This is a genomic window from Rhodovarius crocodyli, from assembly GCF_004005855.1.
GTDB classification, from domain to species: Bacteria; Pseudomonadota; Alphaproteobacteria; order Acetobacterales; family Acetobacteraceae; genus Rhodovarius; species Rhodovarius crocodyli.
On record NZ_SACL01000001.1, the window covers coordinates 1,188,871 to 1,209,328 of the forward strand.

A 20,458-nucleotide genomic window follows, 5' to 3' on the forward strand; every position below is an offset into this window, starting at 1 on the left:
CTGCGCTAACCGGGGTCGATGCACCCCAACCGCCCCCCGGCCGACGGCGCCACCCCCGCGATGGCGCAATGGTACGCGGCCAAGGCCGCCCACCCGGACGCGCTGCTGTTCTTCCGCATGGGCGATTTCTACGAGCTGTTCTTCGATGACGCCGAAGCGGCGGCCGAGGCGCTGTCCATCGCGCTGACCTATCGCGGTGAGCACCAGGGCGTGCCGATCTCCATGTGCGGCGTGCCGCATCACAGCCATGAGGCCTATCTGGCCCGGCTGATCCGGCGCGGCTTCCGGGTGGCCATCTGCGACCAGATGGAAAGCCCGGAGGAAGCCAAGGCCCGCAAGGCGCCCACCATCCGCCGGGAGGTGGTGCGCATCGTCACCCCCGGCACCGTCACCGAGGACGCGCTGCTGGAAGCCGCCCGCCCGGCCTGGCTGCTGGCGCTGGCCAAGGGCGGCGCCGCCTGGCTGGACGTGACCAGCGGCGCCTTCGAGACCGAGGACAACCCCGATATCCCCGCCCTGATGGCGCGGCTGGATCCGTCGGAGATCATCGCCGAGGACGGGCTGTGGCCGGATGCCATCGAGGCCGTGGCCCCGCGCGACGCCGCCCGCCGCATCGCCGCCGCCTTCGATGTCGCGAGCCTTGAGGGCTTCGGCACCTTCACCGAGGCGGAGCTGCGCGCCGCCGCCATGGCGGTGGATTATGTGCGCGCCACCCAGAACGGACGGCTGCCCTTCCTGATGCGCCCGGTGCCGCGGGGCACCCAGGGCGTGCTGCTGATGGATGCCGCCACCCGCCGCAGCCTGGAGATCCTGCGCAGCGAGCGCGGCGAGGCCCGCAGCACCCTGCTGGCCGCCGTGGACCGCACGCTGACGGGCGCCGGCGCGCGCGAACTGGCCGCACGCCTGGCCGCGCCGCTGGCCAGCCTGCCCGCCATCCAGGCCCGCCATGCGGCGGTCGAGGCCCTGCGCGCCCACCATGAATGGCGCGGCAGCCTGCGCGGCGCGATGAAGGGCGCGCCCGACATGGCGCGCGCGCTCGCCCGTATCAGCCTGGAACGCTATGCGCCGCGTGACCTAGCGGCGCTGCGCGACGGCCTGACGCGCGCCGAGGCGATGGCCGGCCATTGCGCCGGGGCCCGCCCCCTGCCGCCCCTGCTGGCCGATGCCGCCGACGCGCTGGTGCCCCCTGAATCCCCGCGCGAGGAACTGACCCGCGCCCTGGCCGAGCAGCTGCCCGCGCGGTTCGAGGACGGGGGCGTGATCGCCGCCGGCTATGACGGCCAGCTGGATGCGATGCGCCGCCTGCGGGACGATGCGCGGGGCGCGATCGCCGCCATGCAGATGCAGCTGGCCGAGGCCTGGGGCGTGGCGTCGCTGAAGGTGAAGCACCACCAGCAGATGGGCTATCTGGCCGAGGTGCAGGCCGCCCCCGGTGAGAAGCTGCTGCGCAGCCCGCCCAGCCTGCCCGGCGAGCTGATGCCCCAGCACCGCCAGACCATGGCCAACGCGCTGCGCTTCACCTGCGGTGCGCTGGTGGAGCTGGACCGCAAGCTTTCCCAGGCCGCCGAGCAGGCGCAGGGGCGTGAGCGCGCCATCGTGCGCCACCTGGCGGGGCTGTGCGCGCAGGCGGCGCAGGGCATCACCGAGGCCGCGCGCGCGGTCGCGGAATTCGATGTGCACGCCGCCGCCGCCGAACTCGCCCTGGCCAATTGGTGCCGACCGGAGATGACGGGCGGCGCCGACTTCCACATCCAGTCCGGCCGCCACCCGGTGGTCGAGGCCGCGCTGACCCGCGCCAAGGGCCCGGCCTTCGTGCCGAATGACGCGGAGCTGTCGGCCGGGCAGCGCCTGTGCCTGCTGACCGGCCCCAACATGGCCGGTAAATCCACCTTCCTGCGGCAGAACGCGCTGATGGTGGTGTTGGCGCAGGCCGGCCTGTTCGTGCCCGCCGAGGCCGCGCGGCTGGGCGTGGTGGACCGGCTGTTCAGCCGCGTCGGCGCCAGCGACGACCTGGCCGGCGGCCGCTCCACCTTCATGGTGGAAATGACCGAGACGGCGGCCATCCTGAACCAGGCCGGCCCGCGCAGCTTCGTCATCCTGGACGAGGTCGGGCGCGGCACCGCCACCTGGGACGGGCTGGCCATCGCCTGGGCGGTGCTGGAGGCGCTGCACGACCGCCTGCGCTGCCGCGCCATCTTCGCCACCCACTTCCATGAGCTGACGGCCCTGGCGGGCAAACTGCCGGAGCTGCGGCTGGCCACCATGCGCGTGCGCGAATGGAAGAACGAGGTGGTGTTCCTGCACAGCGTGGGCCCGGGTGCGGCCGAGAAAAGCTGGGGCCTGCATGTGGCCCGCCTGGCCGGCGTGCCCCGCACCGTGCTGGGCCGCGCCGAGGCCGTGCTGCACGCGCTGGAATCCCGCGCCCGCCAGGGCGGCGGCGTGCTGAGCGAGGAATTGCCGCTGTTCGCCCCCAAGCCGGCGGCGGCCCCCGATCACCCGGTGCTGGCGGCGTTGGCCACGCTGGACCCCGACGCGATGTCCCCGCGCGATGCGCAGGAAGCGCTGTACCGGCTGAAGGCGCTGCTCACTCCTTGATCGGGTAGTCCGCCAGTTCGGGCAGCATGGCCTCGATGACGAAATCCACCAGGGCGTCCGGCGCGTCGAGGTAAAACTCACGCGGGGAATAGCTGCCGACGCCGGCCGGCAGGCCGCGCGCGGTGAGCCATTCGGCCAGCTTCTCCAGATCGGCGCGCGGCGTGTCGCTGAGGAAGGAGACCTGGGAGCGCAGCTTGTCCTCATCCCGGTTGGTGGTGGGGCTGCGGCTGAGCTGCAGGTCGATGTTGGCGCCGGGCTGGCGCAACCAGATGGCGCGCTCGGTGCGGCGCAGCTGGGTGAAGCCCAGCTGCGTCATGAGCATCTCGGCGATGAGGTCGAAATGCTCGGCGGCGACGCGCTGGGCGATGTGGTTGAAACGCATGGTGGGCTTCGCCGACCAGGGGCTCTGCCCCTGGACCCCGCCAAAGGCCGAAGGGTCTTTGGAAACCGGGAGTTTGAATGGGAGTCCGCCATGCACGGGCTTTGGTACCCAGATGGCGGAATGTTCGTCGCCATGAGCCACAGCCGTGCCCATCAGAACGCAGCCGCCAGCCCAGGCAGAAACGATAGCGTCAAGCTTGTCTTCGAATGCTTTCAATTCTGCTGGTGAAGCGTCCTTGGTTGGAAGCGGCAATGCTGATTTAACGCCACGCACCTGCTGTTCGAGTGCAGCAACGATGCCAGACCAGACTGTGAGAAGGTTGGCCATCCGCTCCGATAACGGCAGATGCGGCCAATAGCTTTTTCTGGGTTGAGAGCCCCGCGCTTTGTGAACCTTATAGGGCAGCCGAATGGCGGCGCCGGTCAGCTCGAGCAATGCTGGGTGGGGGTAAATTTCTACCAGTCCGCGGGCGGGACAGCCCGTCACTTCAAGGCCATAACCAGCCATCTCACACTCGACCCGAAATGCCTCGCTCAGCGGACCTGGACGCTCTGGGATGGGAGAATGAGTGCTGACCTTCCTAGAGCTATATAAAGACGAAATCAGATCGTCCGAGCGGCGTCGTGCAAGGATAGGTCTATGGGAAAGGGGCATGTCGACGGCAATGAGGTCGACCGGCTTTCCGATCTGAATGCTCGCAGCATAAAGCAGATTGCGTACGGCGACGCTTTGCTTTTGCTCACCACCCACAAACGCCGCGTAGGATGCCGCCACACTGACCAGTCGCCAGCCAGTGTCCGTTTCCTCGATCAGCGCGACGCCACTGGGATTCTTGGTTGTCCATGCCGCATCTATGCCTAGAACAGACCTCCGCAACGCGCCGCTCATCCCAAACTCCCAGCAGGGGTCCGGGGAGATCTTATCTCTCCGGCGGGAGAGCGCGAGAGGGCAGCGCCCTCTCGCTTAGCCGCGCCGCCAAGTGGTGACGCCCCCGGTATCTTCCAGCACCACGCCCATCGCCGTCAGCTCGCCGCGAATGCGATCCGCCTCGGCCCAGTTCTTCGCCACGCGTGCCGCCTGCCGGGCGGCGATGGCCGCCTCGATCTGCGCTGCGTCGTCGCTGCTGCCGCCCTGGCGCCACTCGGCCGGGTCGTGCCACAGCAGGCCCAGCACCTTGGCCACCTCCAGCACGGCCGCGCGGGCCTCACCGGGTTCGGGCACCCAGGGGAAGGGCGTGCGGGCGTGCACGGCCGCTGCCGAGCCACCCACATTGGCCACGTTTTCCAGCGTGCGCAGGTCACGCAGCCGGGCCAGCGCCAAGGGGGTGTTCAGGTCGTCGCCCAGCGGTTCCAGCGCCCAGTTCACCATGCCCAGATGCGGCCGCGCCTCGGGCGCCTGGCGGGCCAGCATGGCGTAGAAGTCGTCCAGCTCCGCCTTGCACTCCTCCAGCGCCGCCACGCTGTAATCCAGCGCGGAGCGGTAATGCGTGCGCAGCAGCAGCAGGCGGAACGCCTCGCCGGCCCAGGCGCCGCGGCCCAGGATGTCCCGCACGGTCAGGAAATTGCCGAGCGACTTGGACATCTTCTCGCCGTCCACGAGAAGCATGCCGTTGTGCACCCAGTAATTGGCCATGCGCTTGGTGTTGTTGGCGCAGCAGCTCTGGGCCAGCTCGTTCTCATGGTGCGGGAAGATCAGGTCATGCCCGCCGCCATGGATGTCGAATTCCGGGCCCAGGATGTCCTCGGACATGGCGGAGCATTCGATGTGCCAGCCCGGACGCCCACGGCCCCAGGGGCTGTCCCAGCCCGGGGTCTCGGCATCGGAGGGCTTCCACAGCACGAAGTCGCCGGCGTCGTGCTTATAGGGCGCGACCTCGACGCGGGCGCCGGCCAGCAGCTCGTCAGGGCTGCGGCCCGACAGGCTGCCGTACTCCGGAAAACTGCCGACGCTGAACAGCACATGGCCCTGCTCGGCATAGGCATGCCCGCGTGAGATCAGCCGCTGGCACATGCCCACCATCTGCGGGATGTACTGGGTCGCGCGCGGCTCCACATCGGGCGGCAGGGCGTTCAGGGCCGCCATATCGGCGTGGAAATCGGCGGTGGTGCGGGCGGTGATGGCGCCGATCGGCTCGCCGCTCTCACGCGCGCGGGCGTTGATCTTGTCGTCCACGTCCGTGATGTTGCGGGCGTAGGTCACGCGCGGATACACGCGCCGCAGCAGCCGCGACAGCACGTCGAACACCACCACCGGGCGCGCATTGCCCAGATGCGCCAGGTCATAGACCGTGGGGCCGCAGACATAGAGCCGCACATGATCGGGGTCGATCGGCGTGAAGGCGTCCTTGCGGCGCGTCAGGCTGTTGTGGAAGTGCAGTTGCATGCGGCGGTATCCGGGAAAGGCGACATGGGGCGAGCGCGCCAGAAAGTGGCGCGGATCAGCAGCAGCGGATGCGCAGGGCCCAGTCCATGCGCCCTGTATGGGGCCGGGACCGGGCGGCGATCAAGCGGAAACAGCGAGTTTCAGGCGCTCGGCCACGCGTTCCCGGCCGATCAGGGGCAGCAGCTCCTTCATGTCCGGGCCGTGCTCCTCGCCGGTCAGGGCCAGGCGCAGCGGCAGGAACAGCGCCTTGCCCTTGCGCTCGGTGGCGCCGCGCAGCGCCTCGGTCCAGGCGGACCAGGTGGCGGTGTCCCAGGGGGCGGCGGGCAGGGTGGCGAGCGCCATCTTCAGGAACTCGCCCTCGCCTTCCAGGAGCGGCGGCGCGATGCGGCCGGCGACCACATCCCACCACAGGCGCGCCTCGGCCAGCATGTCCAGGTTGCCGCGCACGGCGTGCCAGAACTCGGGCGTGGCGCCCTCGGGCAGCCGCGCGCGCGCGTCCTCGAAGGACATGGCGTGCAGCAGCTTCTTGTTCATCATCAGCATCTGGCGCGCATCGAACCGCGCGCTGGATTTGGAGACGGCGAGAATGTCGAAGCGCTTGGCCAGGTCCACCGGCAGGCCCGGCATCGGGTCCTGCGATGTGCCCAGGGCCGCGAGGTAGCCCACCAGCGCCTGCGGCTCCACGCCGTCCTTGCGCATCTGCCGCAGGGAAAGCGAGCCGATGCGCTTGGACAGCGGCCCGCCATCGGCCTCGGTCAGCAGGGGCAGATGGGCGAAGCCGATCCGCTCCGGGTCGCCGCCCAGCGCCTCATAGATGTCGAGCTGCACGCCGGTGTTGGTCACATGGTCCTCACCGCGGACGATGTGGGTGATGCCCATCTCCAGGTCATCGACGACGGAGCAGAAGGTATACAGATAGCTGCCGTCGGCGCGCACCAGTACGGGGTCGCTGATGGCGGTCAGCTTCACCTGGCGCTCGCCCAGCACGCCGTCATCCCAGCGGCGCGGGCGCTGGCCCAGCTTGAAGCGCCAATGCGGCGTCTTGCCGTTCTCGATGGCGCGGTCGAACTGCTCCTGCGTCATCTTGAGCGAGCCACGGTCATAGATCGGGGGCTTGTTCTGGCGCAGGCGCTGCTCGCGCTTGAACTTCAGCTCCTCCTCCGTCTCGAAGCAGGGATACAGCAGCCCGGCCTTCTTCAGCTTCTCGGCGGCCAGAGCGTAGCGTTCCGTGCGGTCCTGCTGGCGCTGGATGCTGTGCCAGGAAATGCCGAGCCAGCGCAGGTCGTCCTCGATGCCCTGCGCGAATTCGGGGCGCGAGCGCTCGGTGTCCGTGTCATCCAGCCGCAGGATCAGCTGGCCCTTGCGCTGGATGGCCAGCAGGGCGTTGACGATGGCGATGCGGGCATTGCCCACATGCAGCCAGCCGGTGGGAGAGGGCGCGAAGCGGAGCTTCATGCCTCGTCCTCCTCATCGGCGTCGTCGTCCTCATCCTCGTCTTCTTCTTCCTCGTCGTCCTCGTCGTCGTCCAGGCCGTCCATCAGCATCGGAATGCCGTGGTCGCCGTCGCGGCGGGGGTCGATCATGCGCCAGTCGCGCTGCTCGGCGTCGTCCTCCAGCGGGCGGCCGGCGAAATCATGCAGCTCGCTCTCTGTCCGCCAGGGGCTGCCGCCCTCGGCGCCGGCTTCCACCTGCGCGTCCTCGCCGAAGGCGAACCAGGCGGCCAGCACCTCATCCGCGCTCATGCCCGGGGTGCGGCAACGTTCCAGGCTGTCCCGCACATAGCGGCGGGCGAAGGTGTTGGCATGGCCCAGCGAGCCGAAGCCGGTCACGACCTCCAGCGGATCGCTGCCGTTGGCCCCCGACAGGTCCATGATCCGCACGGCGAGGCCCTGCGTCGGAGGCGGGGCGAAAATGGGGTCGTCACTGCTCATCCGGCGGCTTGTAACCGTTGGCGCGGCACAACACACCCGCCACATGGGCAGGCCAGGGCGGATTTTTGCGTATTCCGGGGGGGCGGGGCGCCTTCACTGGCGCGGCCTGCGGTCCTAGATTGCGCCGCATGAGCGACCAGCCCCCCGACAGCCTGCTGCCCTATGAGCGGTGGACCGAGAACGCCCTGCGCGCCGTCGTGCTGGACGCGCTGGACTATGCGGCCGAACACGGGCTGCCGGGCGAGCACCATTACTACCTGAGCTTCCGCACCGACCTGCCCGGCGTGTCGATCCCGCCGCACCTGAAGGCGAAGTACCCGCACGAGATCACGATCGTGCTGCAGCACCGCTTCTGGGACCTGAAGGTGGACCGGGAAAAGCCGGGCTTTTCCGTCGGCCTCAGCTTCGGCGGCATTCCAGCGCAGCTGGTGGTGCCGCTGAACGCGCTGACAGCCTTCCACGACCCGCATGTGCGCTTCGGCCTGCGGTTCGAGCCGGAGGAGGGCGAGGTGGTGGAAGAAGAACCCGCCGCCCCGGAGCCCGCGCCGGAACCGGAGACGGCCAAGGAAGAACCCGCCCCCGCGCCGGAGGCCCCGGCCCAGGTGGTCAGCCTGGATGCGTTCCGGCGGAAGCGGGATTGAGGCGGGCGTTCAGCCCACCCATTCCCCACCCCGCGCCACCACCCGCCCCTGGAAGAACACCCGCCCCCGCTTCGGGTGCCGCCCCACCGCGTCCTGCACATTCTCCGCCGCGATGGTGAAGAAATTGGCCGGATTGCCCTCGGCGATGGTGTTGTCGATGCCCAGCCAGTCGCCCGAGGACGCCATGGCGAAGGCCTCGGCCAGCAGCTCGTCATGCCGCATGTCGGACCGCCAGCCGATGATGGCCGCGCGTTCCAGCATGTCCGCGTTGCCATAGGGGCCCCAGCTGTCGCGGGTGTTGTCGTTGCCGAAATGCACGCGCACCCCGGCATTGCGCAGCTGCATGATGGGCGGAATGGTCGCGCTGCCCGCGCCATGGGTGGCCAGCGCCACCCCGGCCTCGGCCATCATCGCCACGGCGGCCTTCTGCTTGCTCTCGGAAATGCTGCCCAGGCAGAAGCCGTGGCTGACCACCACCGTGCCGCCCATGCCCAGCGCCTGGGTGCGCGCGCAGATCTCCTGCAGGCTGAACAGGCCCATCTCGCCGGGCTCATGCAGATGGATGTCCACCCCCACGCCGCGCCTGTCGGCGATGGCGAAGATGCCGTCCAGCTGCCCGCGCGGGTCGCGGTCCACCTCGCAGGGGTCGATGCCGCCCACTACCTCGGCGCCGGCGCCGATGGCGGCGTCCAGCAGGTCCAGCACGGGCTTGCCGCCCGCGCGCATCACGCCCGCCTGCGGAAAGGCCACGACCTGAACCGTGGCGGCATGGGCGTGGGCCTGCGCCGCCGCCAGCGTGCCCTCCAGCGCGGAAAGCCCGAAGGCCGGCGTGATGTCGGCATGGGTGCGGATATGGGCGGTGCCGTGCACCACGCATTCCCGTAGCAGCGCGCCCGCGCGCCCGGCCGTGTCCAGCGGCAGGCCGGGCAGCATGCGCTCGTCATTCTCGATGCGGCTCATGCGGTTGGGCTCTGCCCGGTGCGGCATCCAAGGCAGGCCGAACAGCGACTTGTCCAGATGCGTGTGCCCCTCGACCAGGCCGGGCAGCAGCAGCTCCCCGTCCAGCTCCATGGCGGGGCAGTCCGGATCGGGCGCGTCCGGGGCCAGGATGGCCGCGATGCGCCCGTCGCGGATCAGCAGGCGCCGCCCCTCCGGCCCTCCATCCGCCAGGCGAAGGTTCCGGAGCAGCAGGCCCTGCATCGGCCTTACCGGCCCGGTGCCTGCAGCGTCTGCCGCTGCACGCTGCCGGGCACGGTCGTCGCCCGGCCATAGGCGCTGCTGCCGGCGGAACGCGCGCGAGACGCCGTGTCCTGCACCGGCGCGCTGCTGGCCATCGGCGGCGGCGGGGCGGCGGCGGCGCTGCCGCTGCCATAACGGCCGAGCACCGCGCGCAGCGGGTCGGCGCCCGGGTTATGCGCCTGCATGTTCACCACGATCTGGCGCGGCCCGATTTCCTGCCCGTAATAGCTGCTGTTCCATTCGGAACGCGCGTTCAGCACGGACCCTTCCAGCGCGATGCCCGCGAACAGGCCGCGAGAGCGCGAGACCGCCACGATGTCCGCGCCCAGGTTGCTGGTGGTCGCCCCTTCGACCGTCCCGCCCACCGTGGCCACCGCGATCGACGCGTCGGCGCCGAACTTGAACTGCCCGTTCAGCACGGCGTTCAGCGCGCGCTCGCTGCGGATGATGAGCAGGGTCTGCGCATCCTGCACGCCGAACTGGAAGCCGATATTGGCCGACCCCATCGTGTAGAAGGCGGGCGAGGACCAGCCGCCGGCGCCGTCACGGCCCACCAGCACGCAGCCGCCGCCCTCACCGCCGCCGAAGAAGGCGGCGCGGAACAGCTGCGGGCAGACCATCACCGCGCGTGCGTTGCGCAGCAGATTGCTCGCGTTGAGAATGTCATGGTCGTTGCCCAGCAATTCCTGCACCGACAGCGTGGAGCGGTCGACCAGGGACTGCGCCTCTCCGGTTGCGGGCGGCCCGTTGCCGCAGGCCGCGAGCGACGAGGCCATGAGGCCCAGAATGATGAGACGGCGCATGAGTTCCCCCTGCCAAATACTTGAGGCACCGCGATTCTAAACCATCCCGGCCTCGGATTGAAGCAAGGATGATCAGGCGGGGCCTCCCCCACCGGTAACAATGCGCGAAGCCCCATGGCGGTTTGACGGCGGCATTGCGGCCGGGGCAGGCTGAAAAAAAATCCACGGGAGGTTCACCATGCGCCCTATCTGCGCCCTGGCGGCGCTGCTCGCCCTGGCACCCGCCGCACGGGCCGAGGTCACGCGCTTCGACATCCAGGCCGATACCCCCACCGCGCTGGAGGGCCGCAGCTTCGGCACGCGCGGCACCGCGCGACGCATCGACGCCCGCGCCACCGTGGCGGTGGACCCGGCGGACCCGCGCAACGCCATCATCGCCGATATCGACCGCGCGCCGCGCAACGCCCAGGGAAGGGTGGAGGCGGTGGCCGACGTCACCATCCTGCGCCCCGAGCGCCCGAACGGCACGCTGGTGCTGGAAATCCCGAACCGCGGCCGCCGCCTGATCCTGACCCTGCTGGAGGAAACCTCGGCCGAGCAGAGCGCCCGCGTGCAGCAGGCCGCCGACATGGGGCGGGGCTTCCTGCTCTCCCAGGGCTACACGCTGGTCTGGGTGGGCTGGCAGGGCGATGTGACGCCGGCCCAGGGCCTTGGCCTGCGCGTGCCGGTCGTGCCCGGCATCACCGGCCCCTCACGCGATGAATGGATCATCCCTGACGGCAGCGGCCCGGTGCGGCAGCGCCTGGCCTATCCGGTGGCGGACCCGGCCAGCCTGCGCCTGACCGTGCGCGGCCGCCCCGAGGCGCCCCGCGCCACGCCCGATGGCCTGGCCGTGCGGCTGATCGACGACAGCACCATCGAGATCACCCGCCCCGCCGCCCCCCAGGGCCCGCGCCCGATCTATGAGCTGACCTATACCGCCCGCGACCCCGCCGTGATGGGCATGGCCTTCGCGGCGCTGCGCGATGTGGGGGCCTTCCTGCGGCGCGACACCTCGCCCGCCAACCCGCTGGCCGCCAACGGCCGCAGCGGCACCGACCGCGCCATCGGCTTCGGCATTTCCCAATCCGGCCGCGTGCTGCGGGATTTCCTCTACCTAGGCTTCAATGAGGATGAGGCCGGCCGGATGGTGTTCGACGGCATGCTGGCCGAGATCCCGGGCGCCCGCCGTTCCTTCACCAACACCCGCTTCGGCCAGCCCGGCCGCAACCCCGGCCCCAGCGAGGACCGCGGCTATCCGATCGACCAGTTCCCCTTCACCTACGCCACCACCACCGACCCCGCGACCGGCCGGCGCGACGGGCTGATGCAGCGTTGCCGCCTGAACGGAACCTGCCCGCGCATCATGCAGGTGGATTCCGAGTTCGAGCTCTGGGCCTCCCACGGCAGCCTGCTGGTGACGGATGCGGAGGGGCGGCACCTGGACCTGCCCCCCGATGTGCGCGGCTACATGATCTCCGGCGCGCCGCATTTCGCTGACCCGCGCGCGCCCTCGCGCCTGGGCCCGGCATGCCAGATGCCCACCAGCCCCGTCAGTGCCGCCGCCCCCGTGCGCGCGCTGATGGTGGCGCTGGACCGCTGGATCACGGACGGCACCGAGCCGCCCGCCAGCCGATACCCCACCCGGGCCTCCGCCACGCTGGCGGGCCCCGAGGCGCTGTACCCCGCCATCCCCGGCCTGCGCTACGCCGGCCAATACGTGCCTGCCGACCGGCTGGACTATGTGGACGCCCAGCCCCGCATCCTGGGCCAATACCCGCTGTTCCTGCCGCGCGGCGATGGTGACGGCAACGCGCTGGGCGGCATCCGCCTGCCGATCGTCGAGGCCGCCCGCGCCACCTACACCGGCTGGAACCTGCGCCCGGACGGGCAGGAACTGTGCACCCAGATCGGCAGCGCCATCCCCTTCGCCGCCACCCGCGCCGAACGCCTGGCCAACAACGACCCGCGCCGGTCGATCGAGGAACGCTACCCGACCGCCGAAGCCTATGTCGCGGCCGTGCGCGCGGCGGCGGAGGCGCTGGTGGCCGACCGGCTGCTGCTGCGGGAAGATGCGGCGGAAATGGTGGAGGAAGCGCGGGCGGGGAGTTTGGCGAGGCTTCAGTGAAGCATCTTCTTTTTCTGTAGAAAAAGAAGCAAAAAGACTTTTACAAGATTAAGGGCGCCGAGGTTTCCCAGGGCGCCCTTATATAGATAGAAGTTTTTTGGTTTTTTTTACAAAAAAGAACGTCTACTTCGTCATCCCCACAAACCGCTCCAGCCAGTGGATGGTATACTCACCCGACTGGAATTCCGGATCGGCCATGATGCGCTGATGCAGCGGGATGGTCGTGCGGATACCGTCCACCACCATCTCGTTCAGCGCGCGCGCCATGCGGGCGATGGCCTGCGGCCGGTCGGCCCCGTGCACCACCAGCTTGGCCACCAGGCTGTCGTAATGCGGCGGCACGGAGTAGCCCGAATACAGCGCGCTATCGACGCGCACGCCCAGGCCACCCGGGGCATGGAAGGTGTTCACGCGGCCGGGGCTGGGGGCGAAGGTCTCGGGGTCCTCGGCGGTGATGCGGCATTCGATCGCATGACCCGTGAAGGTGACGGCGGACTGGTCGTAGCCCAGCTCCTCGCCGGCCGCGATGCGGATCTGCTCGCGCACCAGGTCCACGCTGGACACCATCTCCGTCACCGGATGTTCCACCTGCAGGCGGGTGTTCATCTCGATGAAGGCGAACTGGCCGTCCTGCCACAGGAACTCGAGCGTTCCGGCGTTGCGGTAGCCCAGCTCCTTCAGCGCGGTCGTCACCGTCTCACCCAGCGCGTCACGCTCGGCGGCGGACAGGATGGGGCTGCCGGCTTCCTCGACCAGCTTCTGGTGGCGGCGCTGCAGGGAGCAGTCGCGCTCACCGAAATGCACCACGTTGCCGTAGCTGTCGGCCAGGACCTGCAGCTCGATATGGCGCGGCCGGTCCAGGTACTTTTCCATGTACACGGCGTCATTGCCGAAGGCGGCCTTGGCCTCGGTGCGGGCGACGCGCCAGGCTTCCTCCAGCTCATCGGCCGTGTGGGCCACCTTCATGCCGCGACCACCGCCGCCGGCGGCGGCCTTGATCAGCACGGGGTACATGATGCGGTCCGCGACCTCGCGGGCTTCCTCCAGGCTCTCCAGCGCGCCGGGGCTGCCGGGCACCAGGGGCACGCCCAGGCGCCGCATGGCATCCTTGGCGGAGATCTTGTCGCCCATCATGCGGATGTGGGGCGCGCGGGGGCCGATGAAGGCCAGGCCGTGCGCTTCCACCATCTCGGCGAAATCCGCGTTCTCGGAGAGGAAGCCATAGCCCGGATGGATCGCCTCGGCGCCCGTGATGTGGGCGGCGGACAGGATCGCGGCCATGTTCAGATAGCTGTCGCGCGCGGCGGGCGGGCCGATGCACACGCTCTCATCCGCCAGGCGGACATGCATGGCCGAGGCATCGGCGGTGGAATGCACCGCCACCGTGCGGATCCCCATCTCCTGGCAGGCGCGATGCACGCGCAGCGCGATCTCGCCCCGGTTCGCGATGAGGACCTTCTTGAACTGAGCCACTGGTTACTCCACCAGCATCAGGGGCTCGCCGTATTCCACCGGCATGCCGCTTTCCACCAGGATGCGGGTCACGGTGCCGGCCTTCGGCGCCTTGATCTGGTTGAAGGTCTTCATCGCCTCGATCAGCAGCAGCGTCTGGCCGGCCTGCACCTGGGTGCCGACATTGACGAAGGGCGCGGAGCCGGGCTCGGGCGAGAGATAGGCCACGCCCACCATCGGGCTGGTCACGGCGCCGGGGTTCTTCGGGTCGAACTCGGCCTGGGCGGCGGGCGCCGGGGCGGCCGCGATGGCGGCGGGGGCTGCCATCGGCGCGGGCGCGGCGGCGGCCACCGGCATCGGCGGCAGGGCGGCGGCATAGCTCTGCACGATGGGCGCGGGGGCGGCCGGGATCTCACGCACCACGCGGATGCGGCTTTCCTTCTCGACCAGCTCGATCTCGGTCAGATCGGTCTCGCGCAGGATCTTGGCCAGTTCCCGGATGGTGGCCGGGTCGAAGGTAATGCCGTGGCTCATGCGTCCTCGTCCTGTTGATCGGCCAGCAGGCCAGCCATTGCCCTGATCGCCAGCGCGTAACCCGTGACCCCAAGGCCGCAGATCACGCCGGTGGCCACCTTGGACACATAGCTGTGCTGGCGGAATTCTTCTCGGCGGTGGATGTTCGTGATGTGCACCTCGATCACCGGCTGCTCCGCGATCAGCAGGGCGTCCAGGATGGCGATGGAGGTGGTGGTGTATCCCGCCGGGTTGATGATGATGCCGTGCGACCGGCCGCGTGCTTCCTGGATCCAGGAAACCAGCTCACCCTCGATGTTGGACTGGCGGAAATCGATGGCGAGGTTCAGCCGGTCGGCGGTTTCGGCGCACAGCGCCTCCACGTCGTCCAGGGTGGCTGCGCCGTAGATCTCCGGTTGCCGGAGGCCCAGCATGTTCAGGTTGGGCCCGTTGAGGACCGTAATGAGCTTCATGGCCTGGTCAGGATGTGCCGTGGGCGCGCGTGGGCGCGCCCAGCCGATTGCGGGAAGCAATGGCGGTAACACGGGGGTCAGCGGGCGGCAAGCAGGCCGGTTGACCGGAGCATATACGAAACATATACGCTTCGCATATGAACCGCCGCCGGGGGCTGCCATGGGCATCGTGAAGATCGACGACGCGCTGCATGAGGAAGTGCGCAAGGCCAGCACCGTCATGTGCCGCTCCATCAATGCCCAGGCCGAGTTCTGGATGAAGATCGGCATGCTGGCCGAGGCCCATCCGACGCTCTCCTTCAATGAGCTGGTGCGCCGCCAGCTGGCCGCCGCCCAGCTGCGCGTGCCGGAACCGGCGCTGCCCTGACATGGTGAAGTCGCCCGACGAGCTGGCCCTGATGCGCCGGTCCGGCCGCCTGCTGGCCCGTGTGTTCGAGATGCTGGACGAACAGCCCCTGGCCGGCATGTCCACCCTGGCCGTGAACGACCTGGTGGAACGCTTCATCACCCAGGACCTCGCCGCCCGCCCCGCCAGCAAGGGCCAGTACGGCTACGGCTTCGTGCTGAACTGCTCGATCAACCACGTCGTCTGCCACGGCGTGCCCAGCGCCACGGAAATCCTGCGCGACGGGGACATCGTGAACCTCGACATCACGCTGGAGAAGGACGGCTTCATCGCCGATTCCAGCAAGACCTACATGGTAGGCGACGCGCCCCCCGCCGCGCGCCGCCTGGTGCGCGTGGCGCAGGAGGCGATGTGGAAGGGCATCGCCCAGGTGCGCCCCGGCGCCCATCTGGGCGATATCGGCTTCGCCATCGAGCGCCACGCCCGGCTGAACGGCTATTCCGTGGTCCGCGACTATTGCGGCCACGGCATCGGGCGGGACATGCACGAGGAACCGCAGGTGCTGAACACCGGCCGCCCCGGCGGCGGCATGCGGCTGCGAGAGGGCATGGTCTTCACCATCGAGCCCATGGTGAACCAGGGCACCCGCCGCACCCTGACCGCCGAGGACGGCTGGACCGTCATCACCCGCGACCGGAAGCTGTCGGCCCAGTTCGAGCACACGGTGGCGGTGACGGCCACGGGGGTGGAGGTGCTGACGTTGCGCCGGGATGAATCGCCGCTCTGACATGCCGCAGGCGCCGCTTTCGCGGCGTCGCGTCCTCGCTATATTCCCCGCATGAACGCCATCGCCGAAGCCTCCGTCCAAGCCCTGCACGCCGCGGCCACCGCCGCGCGCGAAGCCGCCGTGACGCTGGCCCCGGCCCCGCGTGACGTGAAGGACCGCGCCCTGCTGGCCGCCGCGCGCGCCATCCGCGCGCATGCCCCGCGCATCCTGGCCGCCAATGTGCAGGACCTGATGGGGGCCGACGACCTCATCCCCTCCTTCAAGGACCGCCTGACGCTGACCCCCGCCCGCATCGAGGCGATGGCCCAGGGCGTGGAGGAAGTGGCCGCCCTGCCGGACCCCGTGGGCCGCGTGCTGTCCGAATGGACGCGCCCCAACGGCCTGCTCATCCGCCGCGTGGCGCAGCCCATCGGCGTGATCGGCATGATCTTCGAAAGCCGCCCCAATGTGCTGGCCGATGCCGGCGCGCTGTGCCTGAAGGCGGGCAGCCCCGTGATCCTGCGCGGCGGCAAGGAAAGCGTGAACTCGGTGGCCGCCATCCATGCGGCCCTGATGGAGGGCCTTTCCGAGGCCGGCCTGCCCCAGGCCTGCATCCAGATCCCGCCCAACGCCGACCGCGCCTTCGTCGGCGCCATGCTGAAGGCCTCGGGCCAGATCGACCTGATCGTGCCGCGCGGCGGCAAGTCCCTGGTGAACCGCGTGCAGGACGAAAGCCGTGTGCCCGTGCTGGCCCATGCCGAGGGGCTCTGCCACACCTACATCCACGCGGCCGCGAACCCGGAGATGGCGCGCGCCATCCTGGCCAATGCGAAGATGCGCCGCACCGGCATCTGCGGCTCCACCGAGACGCTGCTGATCGACGCCGCCATCGCTGACAGCCTGCTGCCGCTGCTGGTGGAGGACCTGCGGGCGCTGGGCTGCGGCTTCCGCGCCGATGCCCGCGCGCGCGCCATCTGCCCCGAGCTGGACGCCGGCACGGATGAGGATTTCCACACCGAATGGCTGGGCGCCACGCTGAACGTGGCGGTGGTGGACGGCGTGGGCTCGGCGCTCGCCCATATCCGCCGCTACGGCACCGAGCACACCGAGGCGATCATCACCGAGGATGCGGCGGCAGCGACGGAGTTCCTGAACCTGCTGGGTTCGGCGGTGGGCATGTGGAACACCTCCACCCAGTTCTGCGACGGCTTCGAATTCGGCTTCGGCGCCGAGATCGGCATCGCCACCGGCCGCATGCATGCCCGCGGCCCGGTGGGCCTGGAGCAGCTGTGCACCTATCGCTACCAGGTGATCGGGACGGGGCAGCTGCGGCCCTGAGGCAGGATCCGCAGCTCTAGGCGGTCTTCGCGCCGTCATAGGCCGCGCGCAGCGACATCTCGCGCTCGATGACGGCCAGCATCAGCCTGATCGAGGTCTTCCAGTCGGACCTCGTGCTTTCCTTCGCCGGCCCGCCCGCGGTCAGGTCCGGCGCTTCCTCCAGCACATGGGCCACGCTGGTGGCCGTGTGCGCCGGCAGCCCGGCGATCGCGTTGCCCGTGATCAGATAGCTCGGCAGCAGCAGCTGCATTTCGGACATCGGGACTTCGGGGCGCGCCATCGCGGACTGGCCGAATTCGCCCGTGCGCAGCAGGGCCGCGACATAGTCGTCGGTGCTGACCTCCATCTGCCGCGCGGAGGCCTGGGTGCGCTCGGCACACGGGTTGGTGACGATGATATTGAGACTTCGGTAGTGGCTGTGGTTGTCGCGCATCGCGGCCTCCATCATCGAAGGCGTTGCCGTTATGGCTGCGTCCTCGAAGGTTTCGGGTCCCTCGGCGCCAATCGAAGAGTCGGCGTGTTCATCCCCACTTCAGTGGGTACCCCCCCGGTGCGGCGTCTCAGCCACCGCGACACCATACACAGTTTCGAGCGAAACACTCATCACGATTGACGGACAGATTGATCGGCACCCCGGCCGGTGGTGAAATCGCCGATCAAGCAGCGCCCAGGCCCAAAGCAGGCCGCAGGCGCACAGGGAGGATCAGATGAAGCGTTCCACGATCTTGGCGGCCGTGCTGGCCGCCCTGCCGTTGGCTGCCGGCGCCGCCTGCCCGGATGAGGCGACGATGGCCGCGCTGTCGCGCGGGATTCTGGCCAACCAGCCCCAGCAGCCCGTCGCCGGCATGACCAGCCTGGCAGACGGGCTCTGCGCCCAGGGCCGGCTGGTGCCGCTGATGGCCGCGCAATGGGGCAGGCCCGTGGGCTACAAGGTGGGGCTGACCAACGCCACCGCCCAGCAGCGTTTCGGCGTGCCGCACCCCGTCACCGGCATCATCTTCGAGAACACCGTGCGGCTGATGTCGGGCGGCGAGGTGGAGGCCCGCTTCGGCGCGATGCCGAATGTGGAGGCCGACCTGATCGTGCGCGTGCGCGACGAAGGCATCAACACCGCGCGCAGCCATGTCGAGATCCTGCAGCACCTGGATGCCGTGATCCCCTTCATCGAGATGCCGGACCTGGTGCTGGCCCAGGGCATGGATGGCCCCAACCTGCTGGCCATCAATGTCGGCGCCCGGCTGGGCGTGATGGGCGACGCCATCCCCGTGCAGGCGACGGAGGATTTCGCGGCGCGGCTGGGTTCCATGACGGTGGTGATGGTGAACGACCAGCGCGAGCTGGCCCGCGCGCCCGGCACCGCCCTGCTGGGCCACCCGCTGAACGTGCTGCCCTGGCTGGTGCAGGACTTGGCCAGCCGCGGCACCCGCCTGCGCGCGGGGGACCTCGTCAGCCTCGGCGGCTTCTCGCCGGCCCTGCCCACGGAGGCCGGCAGGCGCTACACCGTCCGGTACGAGGGGCTGATGGCCGCCCCGGTTGAGGTGAGCGTACAGACCAGGTGATTGCAGGCGATGGGCGACATGTCCGGATCGGGCTTCTGGGCGGCAGTTTCAATCCGGCGCATGCGGGGCACGCCCATGTGGCGCGCGTGGCGCTGGCGGCCCTCAGGCTCGATCAGGTGTGGCTGATGGTGTCGCCCGGAAACCCGCTCAAGCCCGCGCGCGGCATGGCGCCCTTCGCCGAGCGCCTGGCCAGTGCGCGCGCGGTGGCGGCGCCGCCGCGCATCCTGGCCAGCGACGCCGAGGCGAGGCTGGGCACTCGCCTGACCTGGAAGACATTGAAACTGCTGCGCCGACGATACCCGCGCGCCGAATTCGTGCTGATCGTGGGCGCGGACAACCTGACCCAGCTGCCGCGCTGGAACCGCTGGCGAGAGATCGCCTCGGGCACGCGGCTGGCGGTGCTGCCGCGCCCCGGCTACACCCGCGCGGCCCTGCATGGGCGGGCCGCCAGCGTGCTGCGCCGGCACCGCCGGGCCCCGGGCGCGATGTGGGCCGGCAGGCCCGCGCACAAGCCCTGGGCCTTCGTTCCCGCCCGGCTGCACGCCGCTTCGGCAACAGCCATTCGCAGCGCGCGGTGGCATTCCGCGTTGGTTTCTGGCAGCAACGCCGCGAGTTGAAGGACTGACCATGGCCCGCAAGCCTGTTTCCGATGCCGCGCCGACCGAGAGCGCGAAGAAGCCCGCCACCAAGCGCGCGGCCAAGCCGGCCCCCAAGGCGGCAGCAGCCGTGGCTGAAAAGCCCGCGCGCAAGGCCGCGCCGAAGCCTGCCGAGAAGCCGGTGAAGGCCGCGGCCCCCAAGGCCGCCGCGCCGAAGAAGGCGCCGGCGAAGACGGCGGCCGCCAAGCCCGCGCCCGCGAAGGCCGCGCCTGCGAAGGCCGCCACCCCCAAGGCCGCTGCGCCGAAGGCGCCCGCCAAGGCCAGCGCGACCAAGACCGCCGCCGCCAAGCCTGCGGCCGCGAAGAAGACGACCGCCAAGGCGGCCCCGGCCAAGAAGGCCCCCGCCGCCAAGGAAGCCCCCGCCAAGGCCCCCCGCGCCCGCAAGCGCCCGCCCAAGCTCTCCCCGGACCGGCTGGAACTGCTGGTCGCGGCCGCGAAGGCGAGCCTGGAGGACGACAAGGCCGAGAACGTCGTGGTGCTCGACGTCTCCACCCGCTCCACCTTCACCGACCGCATGATCATTGCCACCGGCCTGGCCGACCGCCAGATCCAGGCGATGGCGCTGCATGTCGAGGAAGCGCTGTTCAAGAACGGGCTGAAGCTGAAGAAGTCCGCCTTCGAGACCAGCGACGAATGGGTGCTGATCGACGCCGGCGACATCGTCATCCATCTGTTCAAGCCCGAAGCGCGCGAGACCTTCAACCTCGAGAAGATGTGGGGCGAGGACAGCCCTGCCTCTGCGGGGTGAAGGCCAGGCTGATCGCCGTCGGCCGCGCCAAGGCGGGGCCGGAGGCGGAGCTGTTCCGCCACTACAACGCGCGGCTGCGCCCGCCGCTGGAACTGCAGGAACTGCCGGAGGGCCAGGGCTCCGCCGCCGAGATCAGGCGGCGCGAGGCCACCGCCATCCTGGCCGCCATGGCGCCCAACACCCTGCTGGTGGCCATGGACCTGGGCGGCAAGGCCCCGACCTCAGAGGCACTCTCCACCCTGACCCAGCGCTGGATGGAAGCCGCGCGCCCCATCGCCTTCCTGATCGGCGGCGCGGAGGGGCTGGACGAAACCGTGCTGACCCGCGCCGGGCACCTGCTCTCCCTCGGCCCACTGACCTGGCCGCATATGCTGGTGCGCGGCATGCTGGCCGAACAGCTGTTCCGGGCACAGTGCATCCGCGAGAACCATCCGTACCACCGGGCATGGCGGCCGGGGTGAGGGTGCGTTGCGGGGCTTCGCCCCGGACCCCGACCAAGGGCTCCGCCCTCTGGACACCCGCGAAGG

20 protein-coding genes are annotated in these 20,458 nt (G+C 70.0%); 10 read left to right on the forward strand and 10 right to left on the reverse strand.

Annotated features, from left to right (window positions below; all coding sequences use genetic code 11):
* The first annotated feature begins 18 nt into the window (after positions 1–18).
* Positions 19–2,595 carry a DNA mismatch repair protein MutS gene (gene mutS, locus EOD42_RS05740; RefSeq protein ID WP_127786477.1) on the forward strand — a complete coding sequence of 859 codons (2,577 nt, stop codon included), beginning with the start codon at positions 19–21 and terminating at the stop codon, positions 2,593–2,595.
* Here mutS and EOD42_RS26140 read toward each other — a convergent pair.
* The 4 genes from EOD42_RS26140 to EOD42_RS05765 all read right to left on the reverse strand — a co-directional run bounded on the left by EOD42_RS26140 (position 2,585) and on the right by EOD42_RS05765 (position 7,290).
* Positions 2,585–3,865 (reverse strand): DUF429 domain-containing protein, encoded by a 1,281-nt coding sequence (locus EOD42_RS26140; RefSeq protein WP_206020248.1) that lies wholly within the window; start codon positions 3,863–3,865, stop codon positions 2,585–2,587. The two genes, mutS and EOD42_RS26140, sit on opposite strands and share 11 nt — an antisense overlap.
* 75 nt (positions 3,866–3,940) lie before the next feature.
* A complete protein-coding gene (cysS, locus tag EOD42_RS05755; RefSeq protein ID WP_127786478.1) occupies positions 3,941–5,359 on the reverse strand; it encodes a cysteine--tRNA ligase in 1,419 nt (472 codons plus the stop codon).
* Positions 5,360–5,479: 120 nt separating this feature from the next.
* Positions 5,480–6,814, reverse strand: coding sequence for a glutamate--tRNA ligase (gene gltX, locus EOD42_RS05760; protein ID WP_127786479.1), 1,335 nt, complete (start codon positions 6,812–6,814; stop codon positions 5,480–5,482).
* On the reverse strand, positions 6,811–7,290 hold the full coding sequence (locus EOD42_RS05765) for a hypothetical protein (protein ID WP_127786480.1): 480 nt from the start codon (positions 7,288–7,290) through the stop codon (positions 6,811–6,813). Before EOD42_RS05765 ends, gltX begins: the two co-directional genes overlap by 4 nt.
* 128 nt (positions 7,291–7,418) lie before the next feature.
* On the opposite strand from EOD42_RS05765, the gene EOD42_RS05770 reads away from it, so the two are divergent.
* Entirely contained in the window at positions 7,419–7,931 is a 513-nt protein-coding gene (locus EOD42_RS05770; protein ID WP_127786481.1) for an SspB family protein, read from the forward strand.
* 9 nt (positions 7,932–7,940) lie between these two features.
* Here EOD42_RS05770 and EOD42_RS05775 read toward each other — a convergent pair whose 3' ends face one another.
* Both EOD42_RS05775 and EOD42_RS05780 read right to left on the reverse strand, forming a co-directional pair.
* Positions 7,941–9,131, reverse strand: a complete 1,191-nt coding sequence (locus EOD42_RS05775; protein WP_127786482.1) for an amidohydrolase — start codon at positions 9,129–9,131, stop codon at positions 7,941–7,943.
* 5 nt (positions 9,132–9,136) lie between these two features.
* A complete protein-coding gene (locus EOD42_RS05780; RefSeq protein ID WP_127786483.1) occupies positions 9,137–9,973 on the reverse strand; it encodes a lipid-binding SYLF domain-containing protein in 837 nt (278 codons plus the stop codon).
* A gap of 178 nt (positions 9,974–10,151) precedes the next feature.
* Between EOD42_RS05780 and EOD42_RS05785 the strand changes: the two genes are divergently transcribed.
* Positions 10,152–12,080: an alpha/beta hydrolase domain-containing protein gene (locus EOD42_RS05785; protein WP_127786484.1), complete on the forward strand. Its 1,929-nt coding sequence runs from the start codon at positions 10,152–10,154 to the stop codon at positions 12,078–12,080.
* 123 nt (positions 12,081–12,203) lie between these two features.
* Here EOD42_RS05785 and accC read toward each other — a convergent pair whose 3' ends face one another.
* The 3 genes from accC to aroQ are packed head-to-tail and all read right to left on the reverse strand — an operon-like array spanning position 12,204 to position 14,518.
* Positions 12,204–13,553: an acetyl-CoA carboxylase biotin carboxylase subunit gene (accC, locus tag EOD42_RS05790; RefSeq protein ID WP_127786485.1), complete on the reverse strand. Its 1,350-nt coding sequence runs from the start codon at positions 13,551–13,553 to the stop codon at positions 12,204–12,206.
* Between the two features lie 3 nt (positions 13,554–13,556).
* Positions 13,557–14,066 (reverse strand): acetyl-CoA carboxylase biotin carboxyl carrier protein, encoded by a 510-nt coding sequence (gene accB / locus EOD42_RS05795; protein ID WP_127786486.1) that lies wholly within the window; start codon positions 14,064–14,066, stop codon positions 13,557–13,559.
* Entirely contained in the window at positions 14,063–14,518 is a 456-nt protein-coding gene (gene aroQ / locus EOD42_RS05800; RefSeq protein WP_127786487.1) for a type II 3-dehydroquinate dehydratase, read from the reverse strand. Before aroQ ends, accB begins: the two co-directional genes overlap by 4 nt.
* 160 nt (positions 14,519–14,678) lie before the next feature.
* On the opposite strand from aroQ, the gene EOD42_RS05805 reads away from it, so the two are divergent.
* From EOD42_RS05805 to EOD42_RS05815, 3 genes are read left to right on the forward strand one after another with little or no spacing between them, the layout of a single operon-like run.
* Positions 14,679–14,885, forward strand: coding sequence for a ParD-like family protein (locus EOD42_RS05805; RefSeq protein WP_127786488.1), 207 nt, complete (start codon positions 14,679–14,681; stop codon positions 14,883–14,885).
* A gap of 1 nt (position 14,886) precedes the next feature.
* Positions 14,887–15,651, forward strand: a complete 765-nt coding sequence (map, locus tag EOD42_RS05810; protein WP_127786489.1) for a type I methionyl aminopeptidase — start codon at positions 14,887–14,889, stop codon at positions 15,649–15,651.
* 51 nt (positions 15,652–15,702) lie between these two features.
* Positions 15,703–16,968: a glutamate-5-semialdehyde dehydrogenase gene (locus tag EOD42_RS05815; RefSeq protein WP_127786490.1), complete on the forward strand. Its 1,266-nt coding sequence runs from the start codon at positions 15,703–15,705 to the stop codon at positions 16,966–16,968.
* A gap of 16 nt (positions 16,969–16,984) precedes the next feature.
* Here the strand turns inward: EOD42_RS05815 and EOD42_RS05820 are convergent, their stop codons facing one another.
* Positions 16,985–17,401 carry a hypothetical protein gene (locus EOD42_RS05820; protein WP_127786491.1) on the reverse strand — a complete coding sequence of 139 codons (417 nt, stop codon included), beginning with the start codon at positions 17,399–17,401 and terminating at the stop codon, positions 16,985–16,987.
* Positions 17,402–17,675: 274 nt separating this feature from the next.
* Between EOD42_RS05820 and EOD42_RS05825 the strand changes: the two genes are divergently transcribed.
* Genes EOD42_RS05825 through EOD42_RS05840 form a run of 4 tightly spaced genes read left to right on the forward strand, consistent with a single transcriptional unit; the run spans position 17,676 to position 20,392 of the window.
* A complete protein-coding gene (locus tag EOD42_RS05825; protein WP_127786492.1) occupies positions 17,676–18,527 on the forward strand; it encodes a 2-keto-4-pentenoate hydratase in 852 nt (283 codons plus the stop codon).
* Positions 18,524–19,144 carry a nicotinate-nucleotide adenylyltransferase gene (locus tag EOD42_RS05830; protein ID WP_127786493.1) on the forward strand — a complete coding sequence of 207 codons (621 nt, stop codon included), beginning with the start codon at positions 18,524–18,526 and terminating at the stop codon, positions 19,142–19,144. Before EOD42_RS05825 ends, EOD42_RS05830 begins: the two co-directional genes overlap by 4 nt.
* A 10-nt stretch (positions 19,145–19,154) precedes the next feature.
* Entirely contained in the window at positions 19,155–19,931 is a 777-nt protein-coding gene (gene rsfS, locus EOD42_RS05835; protein WP_127786494.1) for a ribosome silencing factor, read from the forward strand.
* The gene (locus EOD42_RS05840; RefSeq protein WP_240654914.1) at positions 19,928–20,392 is read left to right on the forward strand and encodes a 23S rRNA (pseudouridine(1915)-N(3))-methyltransferase RlmH; all 465 of its coding nucleotides are present in this window, start codon (positions 19,928–19,930) and stop codon (positions 20,390–20,392) included. The genes rsfS and EOD42_RS05840 overlap by 4 nt, the downstream gene beginning before the upstream one ends.
* The last annotated feature ends 66 nt before the right edge of the window (positions 20,393–20,458 follow it).